Below are 23,567 nucleotides of genomic sequence, written 5' to 3'. Positions count from 1 at the left end.
CGAGAAAAAATGAACTCGTCTCGCTCAGGCTTGTGTGATGTGCCTGAGATCCAAGCAAGTGAATAACCCTTCACCCAGTTGAGGGAAGGGGGCATGCTGCTTGAGCAGACCAAACTCGACAAAACCACAGCGTTTTAATACCTCTATGCTGGCGTAATGCTTGTGATAGGGATGGGTCCGGATCTCGCGAAAACCGCGATGATTGAGCCAATTGACCCCGAGCGCACAGGCCTGTGTGGCTATCCCTCGGCCATGGAAGTCGGGTGATAGGCCAAAGTGGATCTCGGCGTAGTCTGCGCGAAAGAGAAACACCAGCAGGCCAATTGCCTCGTCCGACTCCGGCGTGGCAATGGCATAGATCAACGACGTGGGCTGTTGCTGTGTGTAGTTGTCGATGCATCTGGCGATCAGGGCGTCCGTCTGCTTGACGTCGCTATGTACTTCACTGGAGACATATCGAGCGGCGTCGGGGCGACTCTTATACGTCTCGAACAAACTGAAACGGTCGGACTCAACCAGCTTTCAAAGCCTGAACGCCTTCATCTCAATTGGCATGTCGCGCTTTGCTGTCGTCATACTCATGCTGTCAGTAGAACGGCAGGTGGCAGCTGGGTTGATCGTTCTTGGCCAGATAATCCTGATGGTAGGTTTCGGCGCGCCAGAAGGTGGTTGCCTCGGTGATCTCAGTGACGATGGTCTTGTCTTTCCAATAGCCCTTTGCCTGTTGCGCAGCCTTGGAGTGCTCGGCGATCTCGGCCTGTTGTGGATTGTGGTAGAAGATCACGCTGCGGTACTGGCTGCCGTGGTCGACGCCTTGTTGGTTGGGAGTGGTGGGGTTGTGGTGCTGCCAAAACAGATCGAGGATCGCTTCATAGCTGGTTTGTTCGGGATCAAACTCGATCTGGACCACTTCGGCATGGCCGGTGTTGCCCTGTTTGACTTGAGGATAAGTGGGGTTATCCAGGTGGCCACCCATGTAGCCGCAGGCGGTTGCGGTGACGCCGGGCAAGGCCTTGATAAAGTGTTCGACGCCCCAGAAGCATCCGGCGCCGAGGGTAGCTGTAGCCATTATTATCTCCTTATTTTTGTATCGGTGCCGGTTAAGGCTAGCACTTGGTGTGGACGTTTGGATGTCCAGACGCCCAGAGCTTACGATAAAGGGATCCTTGGAGCAAGCGTCGATTTGGCCACATTGCATCCATAGGTAACAAAATGGTTACAATGGCGTGGAGTCGTGTCTGGCGTGCTTGACCAAGGAGTGATGCGTGTTTATCCAGGATCTGCTGTCCCATACATTGGTGCACGCCCAAAGCGGCTGTGCGCCTTGCCACAAGACCTTGCCTGATGGTACCCAGGTATTTCTGGATCAGGTGGGGATCCTTCGTGTTGAACCCCCCGAGCCTGGTGGTATTGATCTGGTGCTTTCCGCCGGGATCCACGGTAATGAGACCGCGCCTTTGGAGCTGCTCAATCAGCTGGTGAGTGAGCTGTTGGAGGGCCGCTGGCCGTGCCGCAATCGGCTGCTGGTATTACTGGGCAACCCCTTGGCGATGCGACAGGGAGTCCGTGAAGTGACCCACAATATGAACCGCATGTTCAGCGGGGCTCACCGGCACTATGAAGGTCCCGAAGCCACCCGAGCCCAGACTTTGGAGCAGGCGGTCACGGCCTTTTTTTGCCGAGAGGGGGTGCAGCGCTGTCACTATGATCTGCATACGGCGATCCGCGACTCGCGGCGAGAGCGTTTTGCCATCTACCCCTTTCGTCATGGCAGACCCTGGCGGCGTCAGCAACTGGCGTTTCTTGATGCTGCCGGGATTGACGCCGTGCTGCTATCCCATACTCCGACCAGCACGTTCAGCTACTTCAGCTCCAACCGCTTTGCTGCCGATGCCTTTACGCTGGAGCTGGGACAGGTGCGCCCCTTTGGCGACAATGATCTCAGCCGTCTGTCGGCACTTCGCAGCCAGTTACTGGGCCTGATCCAGAACCTGCCCCTGGATCTGCCTGCTAACCCAAAGATCACTGTGTTTGATGTGGCTCAGGTGATCGACAAGCACACGGAGCATTTTGCCCTGAACTTTGCCGATGATCTGGCCAACTTTACTCCCTTCCCTCAAGGGGCCTTGCTGGCCACGGATGGAGCGATTGAGTATAGCGTCCAGGCCAGGGAGGAGGCGATCGTCTTTCCCAATGCTCAAGTGGCTAACGGGCAACGGGCCTGCTTGACCGTGGTGCCGGTGGGCGACGATCAACCCTTCGAGTAGCCTGGATGCTGGCTAAGCACCAGGTTGTAAATGCCTTTGTACAGTCCACGTTCATCGATAGGGGGTGGGGAACCGGCCTTTTGTTGTGACGCCGTTTACGCAGAGGTAGCTTGTTGCCAATACTAGATAACAGCAATCAGGGCGTTTGAGCCACTCGAATGCCACGACAGGGGGCGTAGCGATGACAGATCAGTCCACGGAAGTTGAAGAGAGTCACCAGGCCCGGCTGCTGGATCCCAAGGACAGGGTGATCCCCACAGTCAAGATCCTCGATGCCGAAGGGGCGCTGTATCCTGGCGCGGTTCCTCCAGAGATTGATAAAGAGCTCGCTTTGCAGATCCATCACAGTGCCGTCTTTACCCGGGTGCTGGATGAACGCATGTTATCGGCTCAGCGCCAGGGGCGGATCAGTTTCTATATGACCTGTACCGGGGAGGAAGCGGCGGTCCTGGGCGCGGCGGCGGCGCTGGCACCCCAGGATATGATCCTGGCTCAGTACCGGGAGCAGGCGGCCCTGAGGTTTCGTGGCTTCACCACCGAACAGTTTATGAACCAGATGTTTTCCAATGATAAGGATCTGGGGAAAGGCCGGCAGATGCCGATCCACTACGGCAGTCGGGCATTGAATTACATGACCATCTCCTCTCCCCTGGGGACACAGATCCCTCAGGCGGCAGGTTATGCCTATGGCCAGAAACTGCAGGGGGAGAATGCCTGCACCCTCTGTTTCTTTGGCGAGGGCGCGGCATCGGAGGGCGATTTTCATGCGGGGCTGAATATGGCGGCGGTGCATCAGGCTCCGGTGATCTTTTTTTGTCGCAACAATGGCTATGCGATCTCCACCCCGGCCAATGAACAGTATGCCGGGGATGGGATCGCCGCTCGTGGGGCCGGTTATGGGATCAAGACCATACGGGTGGATGGTAACGATATGCTGGCGGTGCTGGCGGCCACCCAACTGGCTCGGCGCGAAGCTTTGGCCAAACAGTGTCCTGTGCTGATCGAGGCGATGAGTTATCGCTTGGGGGCCCATTCCAGTTCGGATGATCCCAGTGGCTACCGCAGCAGGGAGGAGGAAGCCAAATGGCGGGCCTATGATCCTGTGAGACGTTTCAAACTGTGGCTGGTCGCTCAGGGGTGGTGGGACGAGGATCAGGAAGAGGCCCTTTACAGCAGGTTTAGGAGTGAGGTCCTGGCGGCAGTCAAGGAGGCGGAAAAACGGCCTATGCCTCCGTTGGAGACTCTGGTAACGGATGTCTACGATAGGGTGCCCGCCCATCTTGAGGCTCAGCTCGAACAGGTCAAGGAGCAGGTACGCCTTTACCCCGAGCAGTATCCGTTGACCCGGGACAGGGAGAGTTGAACATGCCACAGATGAATTTGTTGCAGGCGATCAATGATGCACTGGATCTGGCCATGGGCAATGATCCACGGGTGCTGGTCTTTGGCGAGGATGTGGGCCATTTTGGTGGAGTGTTTCGTGCGACGGCCCAGTTGCAGGATAAATACGGCAGGGAGCGCTGCTTCAACACGCCCTTGACGGAGCAGGGGATCATAGGTTTTGCCAATGGCCTGGCGGCTCAGGGAATGCGGCCTGTTGCGGAGATCCAGTTCGCTGATTACATCTTTCCCGCGTTTGATCAGATCGTCAACGAGTCTGCCAAGTTTCGCTATCGCAGTGGCAATGAGTTTAATGTGGGGGGACTGACGATCCGTACGCCCTATGGCGGCGGGATCGCCGGTGGTCACTATCATTCCCAGTCGCCGGAAGCCTACTTTACCCATACGGCGGGACTCAAAGTGGTGGTGCCCCGGGATCCTTATCAAGCCAAAGGCCTGCTGTTAGCAGCGATCCGGGACGATAACCCCGTGGTGTTCTTTGAGCCCAAGCGTCTCTATCGGGCCAGCGTCGGTGAGGTGCCCAAGGAGGATTATGAGCTTCCCCTCTCTGAGGCAGAGGTGATGCAAACCGGCAGTGACATCAGTTTGCTGGGGTGGGGGGCGCAACTGGAACTGATTGACAAGGCTGCCCAGCGAGCTGCCCAGGAGGGGATCAGTTGTGAGGTGATCGATCTGCGCACGTTGCTGCCCTGGGATCAGCAGACGGTGATCCAGTCCGTAAAGAAAACCGGTCGTTTGCTGATCAGTCATGAAGCCCCCCTGACCGGTGGGTTTGCCGGGGAGATCGCTGCCACCATACAGGAGCACTGCTTTTTGCACCTGGAGTCTCCCATTGCTCGGATCTGTGGTCTGGATACTCCTTATCCCCTGGCTTTGGAGCAGGAGTATATGGCCAACGAACATAAGATCTACGAGGCCATAAAGGCCTGCGTCAATTTCTAAGGGGGATTGATGATCAAGGAATTTATCCTGCCAGACATTGGCGAAGGCGTGGTGGAGTGTGAACTGATCAACTGGTTGGTTGATGAAGGGGACAGGGTCACAGAAGACCAGCCCGTCGTCGAAGTGATGACCGATAAGGCGATGGTGGAGATCCCGGCGCCATACAGCGGGGTGATCACCAAGCTGCACTGCCGCCAAGGGGAGATCGCCAAGGTGCATGCTCCCCTTTTTGAAATAGAGGTAATGGAGGAGGGAGAGGCGGAGGAGTTCGGCTTGAAGGTTTCACCGATCACCTGTGACGGTGAGTTGAAGGAGTTTCTTTTGCCGGATATTGGCGAGGGGATCGTTGAGTGTGAGGTGATCGACTGGCTGGTCGAGGAAGGGGATAGCGTCGTAGAAGATCAGCCGATCTGTGATGTCATGACCGATAAAGCCTCGGTCCAGATCCCGGCGAAAGAGACGGGAACCATCGCCAAGCTGTATTACCGTAAAGGGCAGTTAGCCCGAGTGCATGAGCCTCTGTTTGCCATGCGGGTTAGAGCCGAGTCCGGTGGCGTGACTCAGGCCGGGGCTCAACAAGCTGAGAAGGTCGGGGAGGCCAAACAACAGGGTAAAGCCCTGGCCAGTCCTGCGGTGCGACGGCTGGCTCGGGAACATCAGCTGGATCTGAGCCTGGTTCCCGGTACGGGTAAGCACGGCCGGATCTACAAGGAAGATATTCACCGCTATCTGGAGGCAGAGTCAAAGGTGGTGTCTGGCTCCGTGTCAGTGACTCCTCCATTGAGTGAGAACCGAGTCGAATTGATTCAAGGGGTGCGGGCTGCCATGGCTCGGCAGATCACCGCTTCGGTACAGACTATTCCTCACTTTACCTATTGCGATGAACTGGATCTGACTGAACTAGTCGCTTTGCGGAGCAGGCTGAAGAGCCAGTATGCCGAGAGCGGCATAAGGCTGACCCTGATGCCTTTCTTTGTTAAGGCACTGTCGATGGCGATGGACGCCTTTCCCTTGTTGAACAGCCGAGTCAATGAGGACTGCACCGAGCTCACCTACTTGTCTGATCACAACATAGGCTTGGCGGTGGATGGCAAGCTGGGGCTGATGGTACCCAACATTAAACGGGTGCAGGATCGCTCCATTTTAGAGCTTGCCAAAGAGATGGCTCGGCTGACGGATGCAGCGCGCAACGGCAAGGTGGCCCAGGCCGATCTCCTTAACGGGACCATCTCCATCTCCAATATCGGTGCTCTGGGGGGGACGGTGGCGACGCCGATCATCAACCAACCCGAGGTGGCGATTGTTGCTCTGGGCAAACTCCAGGAGTTGCCCCGTTTCAATGATCTGGGCAGTGTTGAAAAAAGGGCAGTCATGCAGATCAGTTGGAGTGGGGATCACCGAGTGATTGATGGGGCCACCATGGCGCGGTTTTGCAACCAGTGGAAAGGGTATCTCGAGAGCCCGGAACGAATGCTGCTCCTCTTAAGATAGTTTGGGCACGGTGTCGCTATTCGCTGAGGAGAGGCCTTGTATCTCACTTGTACAGGCGTTAGGTTCAGGACTGGCCATATCAAAGGAGATCACAGGCATGGTGGTCATGTTGATAGCGACGGTATTGAATGTGCTGGGCTCGGTGATGTTGCTGGCTCAGCCTGCCCAGGGCTGGGCCTGGGTATTGGCTGCTGGCTTATTGCTGAGCCTGGATCCCTGGATAAAGCAGTTGCTGGGACGGGGTTGGGTGGGGGGGCTTCATGCTCTCGCACGTTTTGCCGGGCAAGAGCTGAAGCGTCGCTCTTAAGCTTTACTCATAGGGCGCTTTAGGATCCTGGATCTGGCCTAATCCCAAGATCTTATGTTGCCAACCTGAGTCAGATCTTGCCTATACTCAAAGCAACTTTTGGGATCTTGAGGCGAAGATCTGCCGTGTGCATGAGACGTTGGTACCAACCAACTGGTATCAGCCCGGCCTGCATATTTAATGTTTGGGGATACGTTTTTCTCTCCTGTTGTACGTCCATATGGAAGGCATCACTGATATCGCTGTTGTTGCTTTTTGGGGTACAGGCTCACGCGGTTGAGCCTGGGACACCGGACTGGCTGCAACCGACCGTCGCCCATCGACTGCCGTCATGGCAGGCACTGCTGGTGGATCTAGGGCTGCTGGAACCGGCGCACCTCAACGGCTCTGCCACACAGCAAAATATCGACATTACCGAGGCAACCCGTCAGCTCCTGCGATTGCGTGCCACATTGCGAGGCGAGTCCGCAGCGGATCTATCCATGGTGCTGCATAGGGAGATGAAGGCCGAGGCGATGATCCGGCTTATCGAGGAGCTGACACCCAACTACGCGGCTTTTGAGCGTTTGCGACAGGCGTTGCATGATGAGCAGGCTCGGTATGCGATCCCGCTTCCAGATCTGGATCCCTTGATAGGTTTGTCTTTGGGACAAAAGCACCAAAATGTTGCACAACTACGCCAGGTCTTGGCGCAAAGGACGGGGCACTCCTTACCGCCAGCACTGCTTCGAAGGTCAATATGGGATCCGCCCTTTATTGCCTTGTTGGAGAGCTATCAGAAGCAGCATGGATTGACGATCAGTGGCAAGTTGGATCCCATGACGCGTCAAGCTCTTGAACAGAGCAATGCGGCTCGTGTTGCCATGATCCAGTTTTCACTCAGACAGTGGTATCAACTTCCTGAGCAGCTCCCCAGCCACACGATACTGGTCAATATCCCTCACTACCAGATGTTGGTTATGGAGCAGGGGAGAGTGAAGTTGGTGTTGCCTGTCGTAGTTGGCAAAGCCAGCTCACCCACACCAAGAATGAATACAAGCTTTCGCAGCCTTACCCTGGATCCAACCTGGACCCCGCCGACAAGCATTGTCAGATCAGAGTTATTGCCTCGACTTCAAAGTCAGCCCAAAAGTCTGCAGGCTGAAGGTTTTGAGTGGGTAGGGGGAGCGGACTCGCCCCCCCTGAGCTGGTCTGAGTTTGACAGCCGATCATTGGAGTGGGTGCTGGGGAACTACCAACTTAGGCAAGGCCCGAATTTGGCTAACCCACTGGGCCGAGTTCGCTTAAACTTAGTAAAAAGCCAATCTATTTTTCTCCATGATACCAATAACAAAGCTGTTTTTAGATATGAAAATCGGGCTTTAAGCCATGGTTGTGTTCGGGTTGGAGAAATTGAAAAGTTAATTGAATATATCGGAGCGATTGAGAGCAAATATAACAAATTGCAACCAGTTGGGTTAACTCGGCGAAGAAGCACATTTCATCAAGTTTTAAGTGATAAGATCTCGGTTTTTATGGTTTACATGCCAGCGTGGGCAGCCTCAGATGGTCAGATTTTTCTGATGAAAGATATCTACGGTTGGGTCGGCGCTGACGTTGGCTAACTTTTGTTCACACACGAAGGTTTGGTTATTAAGATCTTGTTATTAAAGAATATGCTTCCAATCGCTCCCCTGGTTCGGTGCTAGGCCAGATCAGTTTTTTCATTCTAATCAAGGACGGTGGGATGTGAACCTCAGTGAAGTAAGATTTTAACATTATCCGTTTTTTGCGGTAATTTTAATTAACTGCTTATATATCTGGCCATGACGAGGTTTTGGCTTGCAGGTGTTTATTTTTCCTTTTTTTTTGATCCAAGTTGTATGGTCTTAAGTTCAGTGACTATAGTTAGTTTGCTCTGGGTCGACAGGACGTCTCTCCACCCTCCACACGGATGTTTAACCCGTTGCTCAAGTCAAAATATTTTGGTTGGAGGTTACGATGATTAAGCAATATCTAGTGGATTTTTGGAAAGATGAGTCTGGCTTGACGGCTGTCGAGTATGCCATCGCCGGTGGTTTGGTGGTAGGCGGCATGATCGCAGCGTTTGTTACCTTGGGTGACAACGCCACCGCCAAAATCGAATGTCTTGGCAGTGCCGTGAATGGTGCCTCTACCGATTGCAGCTAAAGTGCCAGCCAGGTTACCAAAAGGCCTCGGAGTACAGCCTGCCGGTCTCGGCCGGCAGGCTATCTCCAACCCAGGTTGACGAGCCGTGCATTACGTCAACGTTAGGGATTCTTTCACTGAACGGCACGGAACACCATGGACACAATGAGCCTGATCCAGACCCTGTTGACTTGGACGATCCCGCTAGGGTTCAGCCTTGCGGTTTTCAGTGATCTGCGCACTCAAAAAATCCCCAATACACTGTTTCTGTGGTTATTACTGCTAGGTCTGTTGCTCAACGGGATCGCTGCAGGCTGGCAGGGATTGGGTTTTGCCCTGTTGGGCAGTGCATCGGCTTTGGTGATGTTGCCGCTTCATATCAAGCGTTTTATTGGTGCCGGTGATGTCAAGCTGATGCTGGGGATGGGGGCTGTGATGGGGCCCATAGTAACGCTCTGGGTGATTGCTCTGGGTGTTACCGTCGGTGCGCTTCTGTCGCCCCTCCTCGCCGTTTTTGACGTGGGTTGGAGCGGTGTAGCAAGAACCCTGAAGCGCTATTACCAGTGTGCGGTAACACGGACCTATTTTCGTCCGGAGTCAAATGAGGCTGCCGGAGTTCGAGTGCCCTATGCACCCTCATTGGCGGTGGGGTGGGTTTTGACACTGGTTTTGCCTCTACCAGGAATGTAACAGGGTGGGTGATATGTTTTTTAAAGATATGGTCTCCCAAAGCACGGGATCTCATTGCGACACGCCGCCTTTGGCGGTAAGCCCAACCCGGCTGGATGGCACAGGGCTGGACCCTAACCTTTTGCTCGGTTTGGCGTTGAAACACCTGTATGACGGTGATGCACTGACCTTAATGCAACTGAGTCAGCGGTTAGCGTTGCGAGGGACTGTCACCCAGCAACTTTTGAGCGAGGCCAAGGAAACCGGCTTGGTTGAAAATCGGCAGGTAAGTGGCACTGGCCAGCAACGATTTGCCTTGAGTGGTGTCGGGCGGCGGCAGGCACAAGCTTTGTTTGCCACCAGCGGATACCTGGGGCCAGCTCCGGTTCCTTTGGAGCAATACGCTCAGATCTGTCGACAGCAATCGAGCCGTCATCGCGAAGTGACGAAAATCGATTTCAATCGGGCGATGGAAGATATCGTTGTACCGGCTGGCCTGCTTGAACAGTTGGGTCCGGCACTGAACTCCCGCCGCCCTCTGCTGATATATGGCCACCCCGGGACAGGAAAAAGTTATCTGTGTCGTCAGATCAACCGCATGTTTGAAGACGATGTCTTGATCCCCCACGCCATTGCTGTGGGTAGCCATATTATTCAGATCTACGATCCCCACTTTCACCAGCGCAGGGACCTGTCTGACAGAGACAACTCTGAATTGGTCGCTGACCAACAGGATGCTCGCTGGTATCGCTGCCGTCGTCCTCTACTGATGGTCGGAGGCGAACTGACACTGGAAATGCTCGATGTCAGTTATGACAGCAACAGCCGAACATTTCGTGCGCCGATTGGACTGTTGGCCAATAACGGCATTCTTCTGATTGATGATTTAGGCCGTCAAACCGTCTCGCCGAAGGCAATATTCAACCGTTGGATCTTGCCATTAGAAGAAGGGCGCGATTTTCTGTCCCTGCCCAGTGGTGAGCATTTTGAAGTGCCTTTTGAACAGTTGCTGTTGTTCTCCACCAATCTGCAGCCAACGGAACTGGTGGATGAGGCGTTCCTGCGCCGCCTGGGATACAAGGTGCATTTCGGCCCATTGGACAGGGATACCTATCTTCAGATCTGGTCTCAAAACTGTGCAACTTTCGGTTTGAGTGAGGAGGCCGGGCTGTGTGACTGGATGCTTGAGCACTTATATCGTAATTCGGACACCCCTCTGCTGCCCTGTCATCCCAGGGATCTGCTCTCTATCGTTTCAGATCAAATCAAGTTCCATGCTGTCGAGGAACAGATCACCAAAGAGCTGCTGCAGCGGGCGTGGGATCTCTATTTTGTTCGGGGCCAGTAAACGACTGACCAAGGTTAATAAAAAGCCGGCGCCAAGGGCGTACTGCAAGGAGTGATAACGATGCGATCTATGATTTTTATCCTTATCTCCATCGGTTTCGGGATCGGGGCCGTGTTGCTGGCTCAGCGTTGGCTTGAGCAGGGCCAACCGGCCGACGCGAACGGGGAACAAACCCCGGTGGTCACGATGGCGGTGGCGGTTCCTTCGGGAACCATACTGCAGGAGAAACATTTGGCACTGAAAAGTGTGGTGAACGAACTTGTTCCGCCGGAGGCGGAGGTCGAGATCGCACAGGTCGTGGGCAAGGTGACCAAATACCCCTTAATCGAAGGTGACCTGCTTAGCCGGAAAAAACTGGCTGACAAGGGTGAGGGCAGCGTTCTTGCGAGCCTGATTGGACCCCAGATGCGGGCCGTCACCATCCGCGTGAACGACGTTGTGGGCGTTGCGGGCTTCCTGTTGCCGGGAAATCGAGTGGATGTGCTGTTGACGGTTAAGAAGTCGCGCAATAACGACCGCTCTGGTTTGCAGGACACTACCGAGGCTGTACTGAGCAACCTGAAGGTCCTGGCGGTAGATCAGAGAGCCAATCAGGAAACAAACCAACCGGTAGTGGTTCGTGCCGTGACATTGGAGGTCACCCTGGAACAAGCCGAGATCCTGATGAGCGCGCGAAATCGAGGCACCATACAACTTGCCTTACGCAACCCGAATGATTCAGAGGAGATCGAGGTAGTGAGCTTGGATGAGACGGAGGTTGAGCCTGTACCTGCCGTTGTGGCTCCGACGATACAACCTGTGCTCAAGCCGCAGCGGGAGCGCAAGCGTTTCGAGGTGATCCGCGGAACAAAGCAGCAGGCGGTGACCATTGATGGGACTCAGTCAACCACATTGGCGCAAAAGGACGGATGATGATGAAGATACAACTACCTAATGTATATGCGCGTTTGCCGGTCTGGTTTACGGGTTTGGTACTGAGTTGTTTGCTGGCATTGCCGATATCAACGGTTGCAGGCGGACGCAGCGGTGTCATGCCCCACAGTTTCCCTGTGCCGATATACAAGTCCAAGACCATGTCGCTGGACAGTTCGGCAGCCCGAGTGTCCGTGGGAAAACCCGAGATCGCCGATATCCTCCTGATCAACCCGACTGAGTTGTATATTCTGGGGCGCCAGTTGGGCAGCACCAACATTATGGTCTGGGATGGTAATGATAATCTGGTGGACATTATCGATATTGAGATCACCCATGACCTCAATGGCTTGAAGGAAAAGCTGTATCGCTTCCTGCCGGATGAGCCCGTAGAGGTTCATTCATCCCAAGGTCAGTTGGTGATCGGAGGACAGATCTCAAACCTCGATAAGATGAATATGGCGCTGGATCTGGCCAAAGGGTATGCCATTGCCGCAGACAACTCTGATAACAAGAGCCAGGTACTTAACCTTATGTCTGTTGGGGGCGGTCACCAGGTGATGCTGGAAGTGACAGTCACCGAGGTGCAGCGTGAGTTGGCGCGCACTTTAGACTCTGATTTTAATATGCTGTTTGGCGATGGTCTGACGGACCCAACCGACGGTTTTATTGGTGGTCTGCTCGGTGGGGATGGGGTGATTGCTAATAAGGGAATATTGGGCAGCTATTTCAGCGACGACTTTATCTTTCAGTTTGCGATGGATGCAGCTAAACAACAGGGCTTAGCAAGAGTCCTTGCTGAGCCAAACCTTACGACACTCAGTGGTCAGATGGCGGAGTTCCTGTCTGGTGGTGAATTTCCTGTTCCAGTGCCGGATCGCGATGGAACAACCATTAAATATAAAGAATTTGGTGTGGGCATTAAATTTGTACCAACGGTGCTCAGCAGCGGTCGTATTAATTTAAATCTCAATGTGCTGGTGAGTGAGCTGAGCAATACTAACGCCATTGGGATTACACCTTTTGGCTCGACCACCTCGTTGGTAACGCCATCCATTACTAAGCGCAGTGCTCAGTCAACGATTGAGTTGGGCGACGGTCAGACCATTGCCATTGCCGGCTTGCTAAGCAATACGGTGAGGGAAAGTATGGATGAACTGCCAGGGCTGGGTGAAATCCCCATTTTAGGGCAATTGTTCAGCAGCCAGGAATACAGAAATGGTGAAACGGAGTTGGTGATCCTGGTAACCCCACGCCTGGTAAGGCCCATCAATAAAGATGAGCTTGTGCTTCCGACGGACGGTTTTGTCAATCCAACGGATCTGCAATTTTATCTGATGGGACGCATGTCTAAGCGCGATAGGGATAGGGATACCGATACCAGTCCCAATGCAGCCGTTAGTGACCCATCGCCCATAGTGACGGTTCCTGAGGGCGGCGGTACCCAAAATAAGTACGGCCACACACTGTAAGGGGAAGAGCATGAAAAAGTTAATGTTAAGCAGTATGGCTCTGGTGCTTCTGTGTGCCTGCGAAAGTAATAATGTCATGAAGCAGTTTGACATGGGAGGCGCGGTTGCTGGCGTTAAGGAACAGACGATTTTGGATCCGGATGCATCACGCCGAACAGAAGGAAAAATGGTTAATGTCGACGGTCAAGTCGGTGCCAAGGTGATGGAGAATTATCGAAAAGCTACCTACGCGCCTCAGACTGGGCGGGGAAATATTAACAATTTCTCGGTTGGAGGCAGTAACTGACAGGGTAACTGCCGAAGGAGGAGTAACGTATGTGGTCGAAAGGCAAGTATTTAAGTGCAAAGCGCACCCAGCGTGGGGCCATCGTGTTGGTGATCACCATTGCTATGTTTTCCATCCTGGCGCTGGGGGCTTTAGCCTTGGATGGGGGCCACATGTTACTGAATAAAACCCGGTTGCAAAATGCCGTGGATGCGGCGGCCTTAAGTGGTGCTGTCAGCCTGGATCAGGGCGAGGCATTGGACACCGCGCGTGCTGATAGCATGGCCATTTTCAATGCGTCGCTCGGCCAGTCTGACTTTGGCGAGCTTAATGCCAGCATCGATGTCAGTGCGATGAACTTTGCGTCTGACTCGGTCGCGCCTCAGATCACCATAGAGTTCTCAGAAAGGCCCGACCCTTTCATTGCGACAAGTGACCCATCGGCCAAGTACATTCGAGTCACGGTGTTGGATGTGCCCTTGAATGCTTTTCTTTCGCAGATCATGGGGTTTGACAAGGTGATTGGTGCCTCTGCGGTTGCCGGTCCCAGTACGCCGACGCCGACCTGCTCGACAGATCTGTTACCTATGATGGTATGTGCGGCTGATCTGACGGATTCAGATTATGGCTACCCTAATAACCAGATGATGGCCATGAAGATATCTGCCGACCAATCATCGCCCATAGGGCCGGGTAACTTTCAACTGATCCGCCTAGGGGATAGCTCGGGAGCCGCCGATATTCGCGCGGCGATGGCCGGGGAGTCCACATCCGATGGCTATTGCTTCAGCCATGACTCGAGCAGTCCTGATTCGATGGTGGAAACCGAGCCAGGCAATACCGTTGGGCCGGTGGCCCAGGGCCTCAATACCCGCATGGGCCGATGGAATGGGCCGGTAAACCAGGTTGATCACCCAAAAGATGAGGATACCTGTGTCGGAGAGCCCCTGGACGTTGATGAGAACGGCAATGTAACAGCTGCGGATGGCAGTGCTGTTGGAACCGTGCCGGGGGAAGCTGATACGGATGACTATTACTCCTCTCCCGATGGTTACTATGAAGGCTACTACCATCATGGTCATTATTCGTCGGGCACTGGTTGTTCGAGTAATGAGTTCAGTGACAATGCCACGGACACTCTGGCTAACAGTCGAGCGAATCGGCGTGAATTTTCCATTGTGGTGGCGGATTGTGGTACCGGCAACAATAACGGGCAAAACTCAATGCCCTTCGTTGGGCTTGCCTGCTTCTATCTGATGCAGGAAGTGATCCAGAAAGGCAACGATGCCTACGTTGTCGGGGAGTTCCTTGAAGGGTGCAGTAACGATGCAGGCGGGATCTCTGAAACTCCTGATACAGATATCAATGGACCCTATCGTATTGTGCTGTACCACGATCCGGCGAGTGAGGACTCATGATGAAGACTCTACACAATGGGATCAGAAGACAACGTGGGGTGGCCGCTATCGAGGCAACACTGGTTTTGCCTATCCTGTTTCTGGTGTTTTACGCCGTAGCTGAATTTGGTCGTGTGCTTTATCAGTACAACCAGATCAACAGTCTGGCGCGTAACGCTGGAAGATATCTGATCAGTTATACCTCAACCAACTCCACCGGAAATCTCGACGTGTCACAGGCGACACTGGATGCGACACGCAACTTGGCAGTTACGGGACAATTAAGTGGTGGAACTCCTTCTTTACCAGGCTTAACCACCCAGGATGTCAACATCATCTTCGTGAGCCGTGATGAGGCAGTGGTCTCCGTGACCTATGATTGGACTCCACTGTTTGGTGAGAGTATTCCGGGGTTTGTGGGGGATGCTGTTGATCTGAGCTGGGACATTACCGCAACGGTAACCATGAGGCCACTATGAAAAGAACAGCACAAAAAGGGGTGTATGTGGTTGAGTTTGCCATTGTCGCTTCCGTGGTTTTTGTCATGTTGTTTGCCTGTCTTGAGGCTGCTCGTTTGATGTATAGCTTTAACGTGATCACCGAAGCATCACGCCGAGCAGCGAGGCTGGCTACAGTATGTTCCCCGGATCTGACTTCGACGCCCATTGCTTTTGCTGATATGGAAAATTTGGCGTTGTTCGATGGGGAGCAATTGGTAACAAATCTATCGACGTCGAATTTGATGATTGAATATTTAACGGAAGCGGGTACTGCCGCGGCAAGTATCGAGGAGATCCGCGCAGTGCGTGCAACCATTTCGGGTTATCAGCACCAATTTATTGTTCCAGGATTGTTTATTGAAATTAATTCACCGGCATTCAGTACGGTGTTGCCATCAGAAAGCTTGGGACAAACTCCGTTTCCTGATGCAAATACGGGCCAGACGGTCAATGGCGTCACTTTTTGCAGCTAGCCGAGGAGGCGAAACATGAATGCACCCAATTCATCGTTCAACCGTGAAGAGCCGTTTCCCGCAGAAATTGGCAATGTGGAGAAACTCGAGCGGTTGCAACGCAAGAAGGGCCTTCCTGTTCTTTTGCCAACCTTACTGATCTCCCACAGCGAAGAGGGGGCGGCCACTGTAGCTGAGCAGTTGTTGCAATATCCAAACCTGCAGCTGACACAGAGTATCGATGCGGTAGGGCAATCGGCACCGGAAGGGAAGTATCGTTTACTGGTTTTGCATCTACCCAATGGGATTGAATCAGGCCAAAGCCTGTTGTCCAAGTATGCCGGAACCGCTGAGTTTTGCTTGGTTATGGGGAATAACCCAACGCCGGAGCTATTGCGTGATGCCATGAAGGTGGGAGCTCAGGACTTTATTAAGGTGGATGCGCCACCGGAGGAGCTTGAGAAGGCCCTCTTTGAGATTGCCCAGGTGGTTGCGGATTCGGTGACCTTGGCCCCATCCATCGTTGTATTAAATAGTAAAGGGGGATGTGGCACCAGTTTCTTAAGCAGTGCGATTGCTGACCAACTGGCATGTCGAGATCCGAACATGCCGGTAGCCCTGTTGGATGGTGATCAGGTTCAGGCAGGTCAATCTCATCTACTGAATGTTGATCCCGAATACTTTTTTCATCATGCATTGGAGCAGGCTGAATCACTTGACGATTCTGCGTTGTCGGGAATGATGAGTCAAATGGGCAATTTGCACTTGATGCCTTCGGCTCCCTTTAGTCAGCAGGAGCTTGGTAACACCAACTATCTTCAACTACCCCAGTTGATGTTCAAGCTGCGCAGTCATTACAAGGCCGTGGTGACGGATCTCTCCCGAGGGCCGGAAACTTGGGCAAATGCTCTTTTGGTCGATGCATCCGCGATCCTCCTGGTGATCCAAGACAGTCTTGCCTCGTTACGAAGTGCGACAGCGACGGTGCGACATCTGGTGTTTGACCTTGGTATTAGTAAAGACAGAATCCATCTGGTCTTTAACCGTTACAACAGAAGCAAAGGGGTGATCTCCCTCTCCACTGCGAAAGAGACGTCCGGCCTGGAATCGACGTTTACTGTTCGCAACGATTTTAGGAGAGTCAATACATGTCTTGATGAAGGAAAACGCCTTTCTTTGTTTGCGGCAAACGAGCCCGTAACCAGAGATGTCGTGCACATTTGTGAGGCATTGATCCCGACTCAAGGCAAGACAAAGCGGACTGGCTTTTGGGGCGCATTTTTGCGTTCAAACTAGTGAGGAATCACGATTATGGGAATCGTACAAAATACAAAAGACGCGTTGCAACAACAGCTGCTGAATCCGCAGGAAGCGGAAATTAAGCATGAGTTGTACCATCGACTGCTTGATATGTTGGATGTTTCCAAACTGGAGGTTATCCCAGAGCAAGAAGCGAGGCAGCAGATCGGGCGGCTTTGTAATCAGATTCTCAGTGAAACCCCAAAGCCAATCAGCCTCTCCTCTCGTGAAAGGATCATTAAACAGATCAATGACGAAGTTCTAGGATTAGGGCCCCTGGAGCCGCTATTAGCCGATCCGAGCATCTCAGATATTCTGATCAACAATGCTCAAACCGTGTTTGTCGAGCGTTTTGGTAAGCTCGAGTCCGTACCTGTGGCGTTTTATGATGAGCGTCACTTGATGAATATCATCGATAAAATCGTATCGAGTGTCGGTCGCCGGGTCGATGAGTCTAGCCCTATGGTGGATGCTCGGCTCGCAGATGGCTCTCGAGTGAATGCCATCATTCCGCCTCTGGCACTGGATGGCCCCAGTATGTCTATACGTCGCTTTACGGTCGATAAATTAACTGCCGAGCAGTTGATCGATTATGACGCGATGACCCAAGACATGTATGAAGTACTCAAAGCTATTGTCCAAGGCAAATTGAATGTTCTTATTTCTGGCGGAACCGGGACGGGTAAAACGACCATGCTTAACTGTCTGTCCGGCTATATCCCGTCGGATGAACGTATCATCACCATTGAAGACTCAGCCGAACTCCAGATGCAGCAGCCCCATGTAGTGCGTTTAGAGTCTCGGCCAGCCAACCTTGAAGGGCGGGGTGAGGTGACACAGCGTGACTTGGTGCGAAATAGTTTGCGGATGCGTCCTGACCGCATTGTGATCGGTGAGGTCCGGGGGGCTGAAGCACTGGATATGCTGACGGCGATGAATACCGGACACGAAGGTTCGCTGACTACCCTTCATGCGAATTCAACCCGGGATGCCCTGAGCCGGCTTGAAAACATGGTCTGTATGGCTGGTTTTGATATGCCGGTTAAAAACATCCGTACCCAGATCGCGTCGGCGATTAATGTGGTCGTGCAGCTGGAGCGCCAGGAAGATGGTCGCCGTAGGGTTGTCAACATCTCGGAGATCACAGGTATGGAAGGGGAGGTGATCACCATGTCCGAGCTTTTTGTCTTCCGGCGCAAAGGGCGAAAAGAGGATGGTTCGATCATTGGCGAGTTCGAAGCCACTGGAGTCATTCCTCAGTTCTTCGATGAATTGGTGAGCAAAGGGATCCCCCTCTCTCATGATTTGTTTGGATCGGGGCGGAATTTTGAGATCATTTAGGAGCACGCTATGAACGTAGAACTGACTTTCTTAGTTTGTGTATTTCTGGCGGTTCTTTTGTTGTCCCAGGCTTTGTTTATACCCGTCTACCGGCCCAAGCGGGGCGATACCCGTATTGTACGCGAGCGCTTAAATCGCTTGGCGAAAGAGTCCGGAGCAGAGGGAGAGGTCGTTTCAATCGCCATGGAGAACCGCCTTAGGAGAGCATCATCCTGGGGCCGAATGCTTGAGCGTAATGCTTTTGTGGCGAATCTATCGTTTAAACTGCAGCAATCTGGCTCTAAGTTACTTGGATACCAGTTTGTGGTAATAGCTTTGGTAACATCATTAGCGGCGGTTTTTCTGGTATGGTTCTGGCGTAATGATTGGTTAGTGGCATTATTGGCAGGGGCTATTGTTCCAGTTTTGTTTAATGTTAAATTAAACAAAGACTTTAATAAGAGGATGGAAAAGTTAGAGGAACAATTTCCAGAAGCTCTTGACATTCTCAGGAGAGGGTTGCAGGCCGGATATTCATTCACCGATTCGGTTAAGTTAACCTATGAAGAGATGGATGGTCCTATTGCTCACGAATTTCGAATCATGTTTGCCGAGATTAATGTGAGTAAGGATGTTCGACGTGCCTTGTTGCACTTGATTGAACGGGTCCCTTCAGTATCGGCCATGGCATTTTCAACGGCGGTTCAAGTTCAGAAGGAAACCGGTGGAAATTTGGCGGAAAATATTGAAAACCTGACTAGGATCATACGTCAGAGGTTTCGTTTTCAACGTCAAGTTAAAACTTTTTCTGCTCAAGGACGCATGTCAGCCTGGGTCTTGGTTTGTGTTCCTCTCGCGCTATTTGGTTATCTCTACCTGTCTACGCCTTCCTATGCGAAAGAGTTGACTGAAACTGAGCCAGGTCTAAAACTCCTAGTGATAGCCGGAATTGGTATGCTGATTGGGATTTACTGGATCTCACGGCTAATAAAAATAGAGGTGTAATCATGGACTATCTCTTGGGGTTGGTTAATGAGCTCCTGGACAACCGTGAGCATTCTGCTTATTTGATTTATGCCATTGCAGGGATGGCCGGAGTTTTGTTTGCAGTAGCACTCAACCTATTATATTCGGGGTTGTACTCGCCGACCAAGTTAAGGCTAAAGGGTTTAAAAAAGGACTCCTCTACTGAAAATAATCATTTTGATGATGCGCTGGAGCATGATAGTAAATTAAAAAGTGGTGTTCTGAAGCACCTGACCTTTGATAGTAAAGGTTCTCGGCAGCGCTTGATTCATGCTGGTTTTCACTCAAATAAGGCGCTTGCAGCATATAATGGATTGAGACTGATATCTTTTTTGTTCATGTCCATTGTTTCTGTTCTGGTTCTTCAAATGATGGCCGAGGAGTCGACACTTTGGCAGGTCTATGTACTGATTGTGTTGCTCAGTTTGGGTTTATTACTCCCCAGTTTTATTCTTGATCGCTTGGCGAATCGGCGCATGAAGCGGATCCGTGCTGGCTTCCCTGATGCTCTAGATCTTCTAGTGGTCTGTTGTGAGTCTGGCCAGGGGTTGATGTCAGCGCTTCAGCGAGTCAGCCTAGAGTTAAGAGTTAGCCATAAGGAATTGGCTGAAGAGTTAATCTTGGTTTGTCAGAAGAATCGAGCAGGTATAGATCTCCCTGATGCATTGCGTGAGTTTTCCGAACGAACCGGTCTGGATGATATTCGTGGGTTGAATGGGGCGATATCACAGAGTCTTCGCTTGGGTACAGGCATCGCGGAGACGCTCAGAGTTTATGCCGATGAGTACCGTGATAAGCGGATGCAGGCGGCAGAAGAGATGGCGGCAAAGCTTGGTGTAAAAATCATATTCCCAATGTTGACCTGTATTTGGCCATCGTTTTTCATCGTTGCCGTTGGGCCAGCTATTATTAAGGTTATGGCAGTTTGGCACTTGATTTAATTAGGGATATATCATGAAGAACCTGCTTGATGGGACGATGAGAAAGTTCACCCTTATACTGTTAGCCCTTTGCTTATCCGCATGTCAGACGACCCTTCCAGAGACCGTTAAGGCGGATGAAGGGCAATTGTTAAGCCAAGCCAAGCGGGCGCACCATCAGGGTCAGTACTCGACGGCTCTGAAATACTATCTTGAGCTACTTGAGTTAGCCCCTGACAATCCTGATATCGTGTTTTGGATTGGGCAAGTTCAAGCGAAACTCAAGCATCACACTCAGGCGATATCGGCGTTCCAAGATGTATTGAAAGGCAAACCCGACGATGGGCCAGCGCTTGCCGCATTGGCCTTGGTGTATCTAGAGCAGGGCGATAATGGTCGGGCGAAAAGCTATCTGAGTAAGGCCATTGAACTCGATCAGGCTCGATTGCGCGCCGGGGACGTGGCATTAAAGGTCTTGGTTGGTGAACCGGATGAGCAACCAATGCAACGGTTGGATCTACAATCGCCTCTCGATGCCTACCTGGCATTGGGGATCTTGACGGATCTCGATGCGCATTATGAGCAGGCCCAAGAGCTTTACCGAGCGGTATTGGCGGTCGATCCGGGACAACCGAGGGCACTGACGAATCTTGGCTACTCCTATTATCTGTCCGGAGATTTGGTTCGTGCAGAAGTTTTGTTACGTCAGGCGGTGCAGCAGCAGCCTGACTTCGAGCGAGCCTGGCATAATCTTGGGCTCGTTTATGTGAGGTTAGGTCAGACAGAGCGAGCCTTTCAGGCCTTAAAACGGGTTATGAATGAAGCCGATGCATATAACGATATCGGCTACTTTGCTATGCTTGACGGCCAGTATGAGCTGGCAGAACGGATGTTCGTAAAAGCCATCGATGCAGCACCACTGTACTTTGCCAATGCACAAGATAATCTTCGAGCGGTTCAGGCTTTGATGGTCCGGAGGAATACGTTGGCGATTGGCATGGGACGGCATGATCTTAGGGAAGCAAAGCTCAAGGCGGAGTTGCAGTCTGAGGCTTTTAGGGTGGTTGACTCAAACGACTGATTTAAAAGACAAATGGTTTGGTTATTCCTTTGATGGTTAACCTGAGGGGGCAGTTGCCGTATAATGACCTTAGTTTGTTTATGAGGTTCGACCCTGAAATGATTGAAGCCCCTGTCGTTGACGATCAGCACTATCCCTTCCCGCCGAAGCCACAGCCCCTGAGTGATCAGGATAAGCAGGCAACAAAGGCCCGCATCAAGCAACTCCTGAAGGAGAAAGATGCGGTGCTTGTTGCCCACTACTACACCGATCCTGAGATCCAGGCCCTGGCCGAGGAAACCGGCGGTTGTGTGGCAGACTCATTGGAAATGGCTCGCTTTGGTAACGATCATCCTGCGTCGACCCTCTTGGTAGCCGGTGTCCGCTTTATGGGGGAAACCGCGAAAACTTTGACGCCAGAGAAGCGCGTCCTGATGCCGACGCTGGAAGCGACCTGTTCCCTGGATCTAGGCTGCCCGGCAGATCAGTTTTCGGAATTTTGCGATGCTCACCCTGACCATACTGTCGTCGTCTACGCCAACACCTCCGCCGAAGTCAAAGCGCGGGCCGATTGGGTCGTGACCTCCTCGATTGCCTTGGAGATTGTTGAGCATCTGGACAGTGAAGGCCATAACATCATTTGGGGCCCTGATCGCCACTTGGGTAGCTATATTGCTAAGCAAACCGGTGCGGATATGTTGATGTGGCAAGGTGCTTGTATCGTTCACGACGAGTTTAAAGCTAAGGCTTTGCTGGAACTGAAGGCACAAAACCCGGATGCAGCGGTTTTGGTGCACCCCGAGTCACCTCAGGCTGTGGTGGATGTTGCTGATGCTGTAGGTTCCACCTCACAGTTGATCAAAGCAAGTCAGGAGATGGCTAACGAGAAGTTTATCGTCGCGACAGATAAGGGGATCTTTTATAAGATGGCCCAGCTGTCACCGAACAAGACTTTTATCGAGGCGCCCACCGGTGGAAATGGCGCTACTTGTCGCAGTTGTGCCCACTGCCCGTGGATGGCGATGAATGGCTTGGTCGCAATTGAGAAGGCACTCTCTGCCGAAGATAAGAGTGAACATGAAGTGTTTGTCGATGGATCCCTTGCACAACGGGCCATGGTGCCACTCAATCGTATGCTCGACTTTGCCGCAGAGCTTAAATTGAAGGTAAAAGGCAACGCCTGATCCTGTCCTGCCTATACTAAAAACGCCGCATCTGCGGCGTTTTTTCGTTCGGGGATGTCAGGAGGAAGAATGACCGAGGGACTGGTGAGCGGTTTGCGCTATCGGGTAAGAGATCTGTATGAGTTGGCGATGTTGCAGTTGCCGGCTATACGGGAAGGTCGGGACATTGATGCGCTCCATAAGTATCGAGTGTGCTTACGTAAATGTCGCTGTTTGTTAGAGCTATTTACCGATCAGCTATGGCATACACCCGCATGCGGACTTGCGGCAAGCTTTGCTGCACAAGCTAAGCTGGGCAATAGAGTGCGTGATTTGGATGTGTTTTTATATCAATTGACGGATCCTGATATACGTCAATATGTTATGCAGCTTCGAGCCGTGCGACATCAGAATCTGGTGGAGCAGTTGGTACTGCTGGAACGAGAGCAGCTACTTTGTCAGGCACTGCTGGCATTAAAGTGGCCAATGAATCAGTTACAGTTGGTTGACGCCGCCTTGGAGTGTAGCGAAGCCCTGAGACTCCGTGTTATTACCCAATGTCAAAGAGCACTGCAAGGTACTAAGAGTCGGAATTGGCATCAGTTGAGGATCTTAATAAAGAAGCAAAGGTATCTGGTTGATTTATGCCTGCCAATGGGGCGCAGTGGCCTAGCTCAGGAGTGGCAAGATCGTCTTGGCCAATTTAGTGATAGCTGTTGCCAGATCGAGATCATAGATGAGTTGGCTCAGCAATTTGATCAGGGAATGGTGGTTGGACTGGATGAGATGAGGGAACGTTTGGTTTTGGAGAAAAAAGCCCAAAAACTTGCATTGAGGACACTGGCTGCTCAGGAGTTGAAGAAAAAAAGCGCATTCAGTCATTTGTAGTAAGAAAAGCATTGACCATTTGGGGGCTTCCCCCTAATATGCGCAACCCGTAGCGGGGCTGAGTTCCGGTATGGATTGCAACGCGATGGAAAGTCGACGAGGCCGTGGTAGCAACACGTAAAAGCAATAATTTAGAGGTCAGGTGTCCGAGTGGTTGCTCGGAGGCAGGGCCGACAAACTGTCCGCGCATCAGGCGTGTGACTCAGCCACGACTCGGAGTTCATTTCGAAGTGGCCGTGGTAGCAACACGTAAAAGCAACAATTTAAAGGTCAGGTGTCCGAGTGGCTGAAGGAGCACGCCTGGAAAGTGTGTATACGGC

24 protein-coding genes are annotated in these 23,567 nt (G+C 52.4%); 22 read left to right on the top strand and 2 right to left on the bottom strand.

The features are described 5' to 3' along the window. Window positions 1–24 precede the first annotated feature (24 nt). Both AC2D8U_RS18025 and msrA read right to left on the bottom strand, forming a co-directional pair. Window positions 25–519 carry a GNAT family N-acetyltransferase gene (locus AC2D8U_RS18025; RefSeq protein WP_484620594.1) on the bottom strand — a complete coding sequence of 165 codons (495 nt, stop codon included), beginning with the start codon at window positions 517–519 and terminating at the stop codon, window positions 25–27. 67 nt (window positions 520–586) lie between these two features. Continuing rightward, complete coding sequence (gene msrA / locus AC2D8U_RS18020) at window positions 587–1,069, bottom strand: peptide-methionine (S)-S-oxide reductase MsrA (protein ID WP_484620466.1); 483 nt, start codon at window positions 1,067–1,069, stop codon at window positions 587–589. Between the two features lie 196 nt (window positions 1,070–1,265). Here msrA and astE point away from each other — a divergent pair, with 196 nt between their 5' ends. From astE to AC2D8U_RS17910, 22 genes are all read left to right on the top strand, one after another. Then, window positions 1,266–2,267 carry a succinylglutamate desuccinylase gene (gene astE / locus AC2D8U_RS18015; RefSeq protein ID WP_484620465.1) on the top strand — a complete coding sequence of 334 codons (1,002 nt, stop codon included), beginning with the start codon at window positions 1,266–1,268 and terminating at the stop codon, window positions 2,265–2,267. A gap of 181 nt (window positions 2,268–2,448) precedes the next feature. Next, on the top strand, window positions 2,449–3,630 hold the full coding sequence (locus AC2D8U_RS18010; protein ID WP_484620464.1) for a thiamine pyrophosphate-dependent dehydrogenase E1 component subunit alpha: 1,182 nt from the start codon (window positions 2,449–2,451) through the stop codon (window positions 3,628–3,630). A gap of 2 nt (window positions 3,631–3,632) precedes the next feature. Further along, complete coding sequence (locus AC2D8U_RS18005; RefSeq protein WP_484620463.1) at window positions 3,633–4,610, top strand: alpha-ketoacid dehydrogenase subunit beta; 978 nt, start codon at window positions 3,633–3,635, stop codon at window positions 4,608–4,610. Window positions 4,611–4,619: 9 nt separating this feature from the next. Beyond that, the gene (locus AC2D8U_RS18000; protein ID WP_484620462.1) at window positions 4,620–6,101 is read left to right on the top strand and encodes a dihydrolipoyllysine-residue acetyltransferase; all 1,482 of its coding nucleotides are present in this window, start codon (window positions 4,620–4,622) and stop codon (window positions 6,099–6,101) included. A 97-nt stretch (window positions 6,102–6,198) separates the two neighbouring features. Beyond that, window positions 6,199–6,408, top strand: a complete 210-nt coding sequence (locus tag AC2D8U_RS17995; RefSeq protein WP_484620461.1) for a hypothetical protein — start codon at window positions 6,199–6,201, stop codon at window positions 6,406–6,408. A 131-nt stretch (window positions 6,409–6,539) separates the two neighbouring features. After that, window positions 6,540–8,012 (top strand): L,D-transpeptidase family protein, encoded by a 1,473-nt coding sequence (locus AC2D8U_RS17990; protein WP_484620460.1) that lies wholly within the window; start codon window positions 6,540–6,542, stop codon window positions 8,010–8,012. 376 nt (window positions 8,013–8,388) lie between these two features. Next, entirely contained in the window at window positions 8,389–8,577 is a 189-nt protein-coding gene (locus tag AC2D8U_RS17985; RefSeq protein WP_484620459.1) for a Flp family type IVb pilin, read from the top strand. Window positions 8,578–8,712: 135 nt separating this feature from the next. Further along, window positions 8,713–9,246 carry an A24 family peptidase gene (locus AC2D8U_RS17980; RefSeq protein ID WP_484620458.1) on the top strand — a complete coding sequence of 178 codons (534 nt, stop codon included), beginning with the start codon at window positions 8,713–8,715 and terminating at the stop codon, window positions 9,244–9,246. 13 nt (window positions 9,247–9,259) lie between these two features. Then, on the top strand, window positions 9,260–10,573 hold the full coding sequence (locus AC2D8U_RS17975; protein WP_484620457.1) for a P-loop NTPase family protein: 1,314 nt from the start codon (window positions 9,260–9,262) through the stop codon (window positions 10,571–10,573). Between the two features lie 60 nt (window positions 10,574–10,633). Next, entirely contained in the window at window positions 10,634–11,485 is an 852-nt protein-coding gene (gene cpaB, locus AC2D8U_RS17970) for a Flp pilus assembly protein CpaB (RefSeq protein WP_484620456.1), read from the top strand. Next, window positions 11,485–12,957, top strand: coding sequence for a type II and III secretion system protein family protein (locus tag AC2D8U_RS17965; protein WP_484620455.1), 1,473 nt, complete (start codon window positions 11,485–11,487; stop codon window positions 12,955–12,957). Before cpaB ends, AC2D8U_RS17965 begins: the two co-directional genes overlap by 1 nt. A 10-nt stretch (window positions 12,958–12,967) precedes the next feature. Next, the gene (locus tag AC2D8U_RS17960; protein WP_484620454.1) at window positions 12,968–13,243 is read left to right on the top strand and encodes a hypothetical protein; all 276 of its coding nucleotides are present in this window, start codon (window positions 12,968–12,970) and stop codon (window positions 13,241–13,243) included. Window positions 13,244–13,272: 29 nt separating this feature from the next. Further along, window positions 13,273–14,640, top strand: a complete 1,368-nt coding sequence (locus AC2D8U_RS17955; RefSeq protein ID WP_484620453.1) for a TadE/TadG family type IV pilus assembly protein — start codon at window positions 13,273–13,275, stop codon at window positions 14,638–14,640. Further along, complete coding sequence (locus tag AC2D8U_RS17950; protein ID WP_484620452.1) at window positions 14,637–15,098, top strand: TadE/TadG family type IV pilus assembly protein; 462 nt, start codon at window positions 14,637–14,639, stop codon at window positions 15,096–15,098. The genes AC2D8U_RS17955 and AC2D8U_RS17950 overlap by 4 nt, the downstream gene beginning before the upstream one ends. Further along, window positions 15,095–15,592 carry a TadE/TadG family type IV pilus assembly protein gene (locus tag AC2D8U_RS17945; RefSeq protein WP_484620451.1) on the top strand — a complete coding sequence of 166 codons (498 nt, stop codon included), beginning with the start codon at window positions 15,095–15,097 and terminating at the stop codon, window positions 15,590–15,592. The genes AC2D8U_RS17950 and AC2D8U_RS17945 overlap by 4 nt, the downstream gene beginning before the upstream one ends. A 15-nt stretch (window positions 15,593–15,607) precedes the next feature. Next, window positions 15,608–16,867 carry a CpaE/TadZ family protein gene (locus tag AC2D8U_RS17940; protein WP_484620450.1) on the top strand — a complete coding sequence of 420 codons (1,260 nt, stop codon included), beginning with the start codon at window positions 15,608–15,610 and terminating at the stop codon, window positions 16,865–16,867. 15 nt (window positions 16,868–16,882) lie between these two features. Further along, a complete protein-coding gene (locus AC2D8U_RS17935; protein WP_484620449.1) occupies window positions 16,883–18,211 on the top strand; it encodes a TadA family conjugal transfer-associated ATPase in 1,329 nt (442 codons plus the stop codon). Between the two features lie 9 nt (window positions 18,212–18,220). Next, on the top strand, window positions 18,221–19,195 hold the full coding sequence (locus tag AC2D8U_RS17930) for a type II secretion system F family protein (RefSeq protein WP_484620448.1): 975 nt from the start codon (window positions 18,221–18,223) through the stop codon (window positions 19,193–19,195). Between the two features lie 2 nt (window positions 19,196–19,197). Next, entirely contained in the window at window positions 19,198–20,157 is a 960-nt protein-coding gene (locus AC2D8U_RS17925; protein ID WP_484620447.1) for a type II secretion system F family protein, read from the top strand. 13 nt (window positions 20,158–20,170) lie between these two features. After that, a complete protein-coding gene (locus AC2D8U_RS17920) occupies window positions 20,171–21,217 on the top strand; it encodes a tetratricopeptide repeat protein (RefSeq protein WP_484620446.1) in 1,047 nt (348 codons plus the stop codon). A 98-nt stretch (window positions 21,218–21,315) separates the two neighbouring features. Then, window positions 21,316–22,380, top strand: coding sequence for a quinolinate synthase NadA (gene nadA / locus AC2D8U_RS17915; protein ID WP_484620593.1), 1,065 nt, complete (start codon window positions 21,316–21,318; stop codon window positions 22,378–22,380). Between the two features lie 69 nt (window positions 22,381–22,449). Then, on the top strand, window positions 22,450–23,247 hold the full coding sequence (locus tag AC2D8U_RS17910) for a CHAD domain-containing protein (RefSeq protein ID WP_484620445.1): 798 nt from the start codon (window positions 22,450–22,452) through the stop codon (window positions 23,245–23,247). Window positions 23,248–23,567 lie beyond the last annotated feature (320 nt).

The sequence above is a fragment of the Ferrimonas sp. YIN67 genome (assembly GCF_057219095.1).
This window is presented reverse-complemented; position numbering and strand designations above follow the sequence as displayed.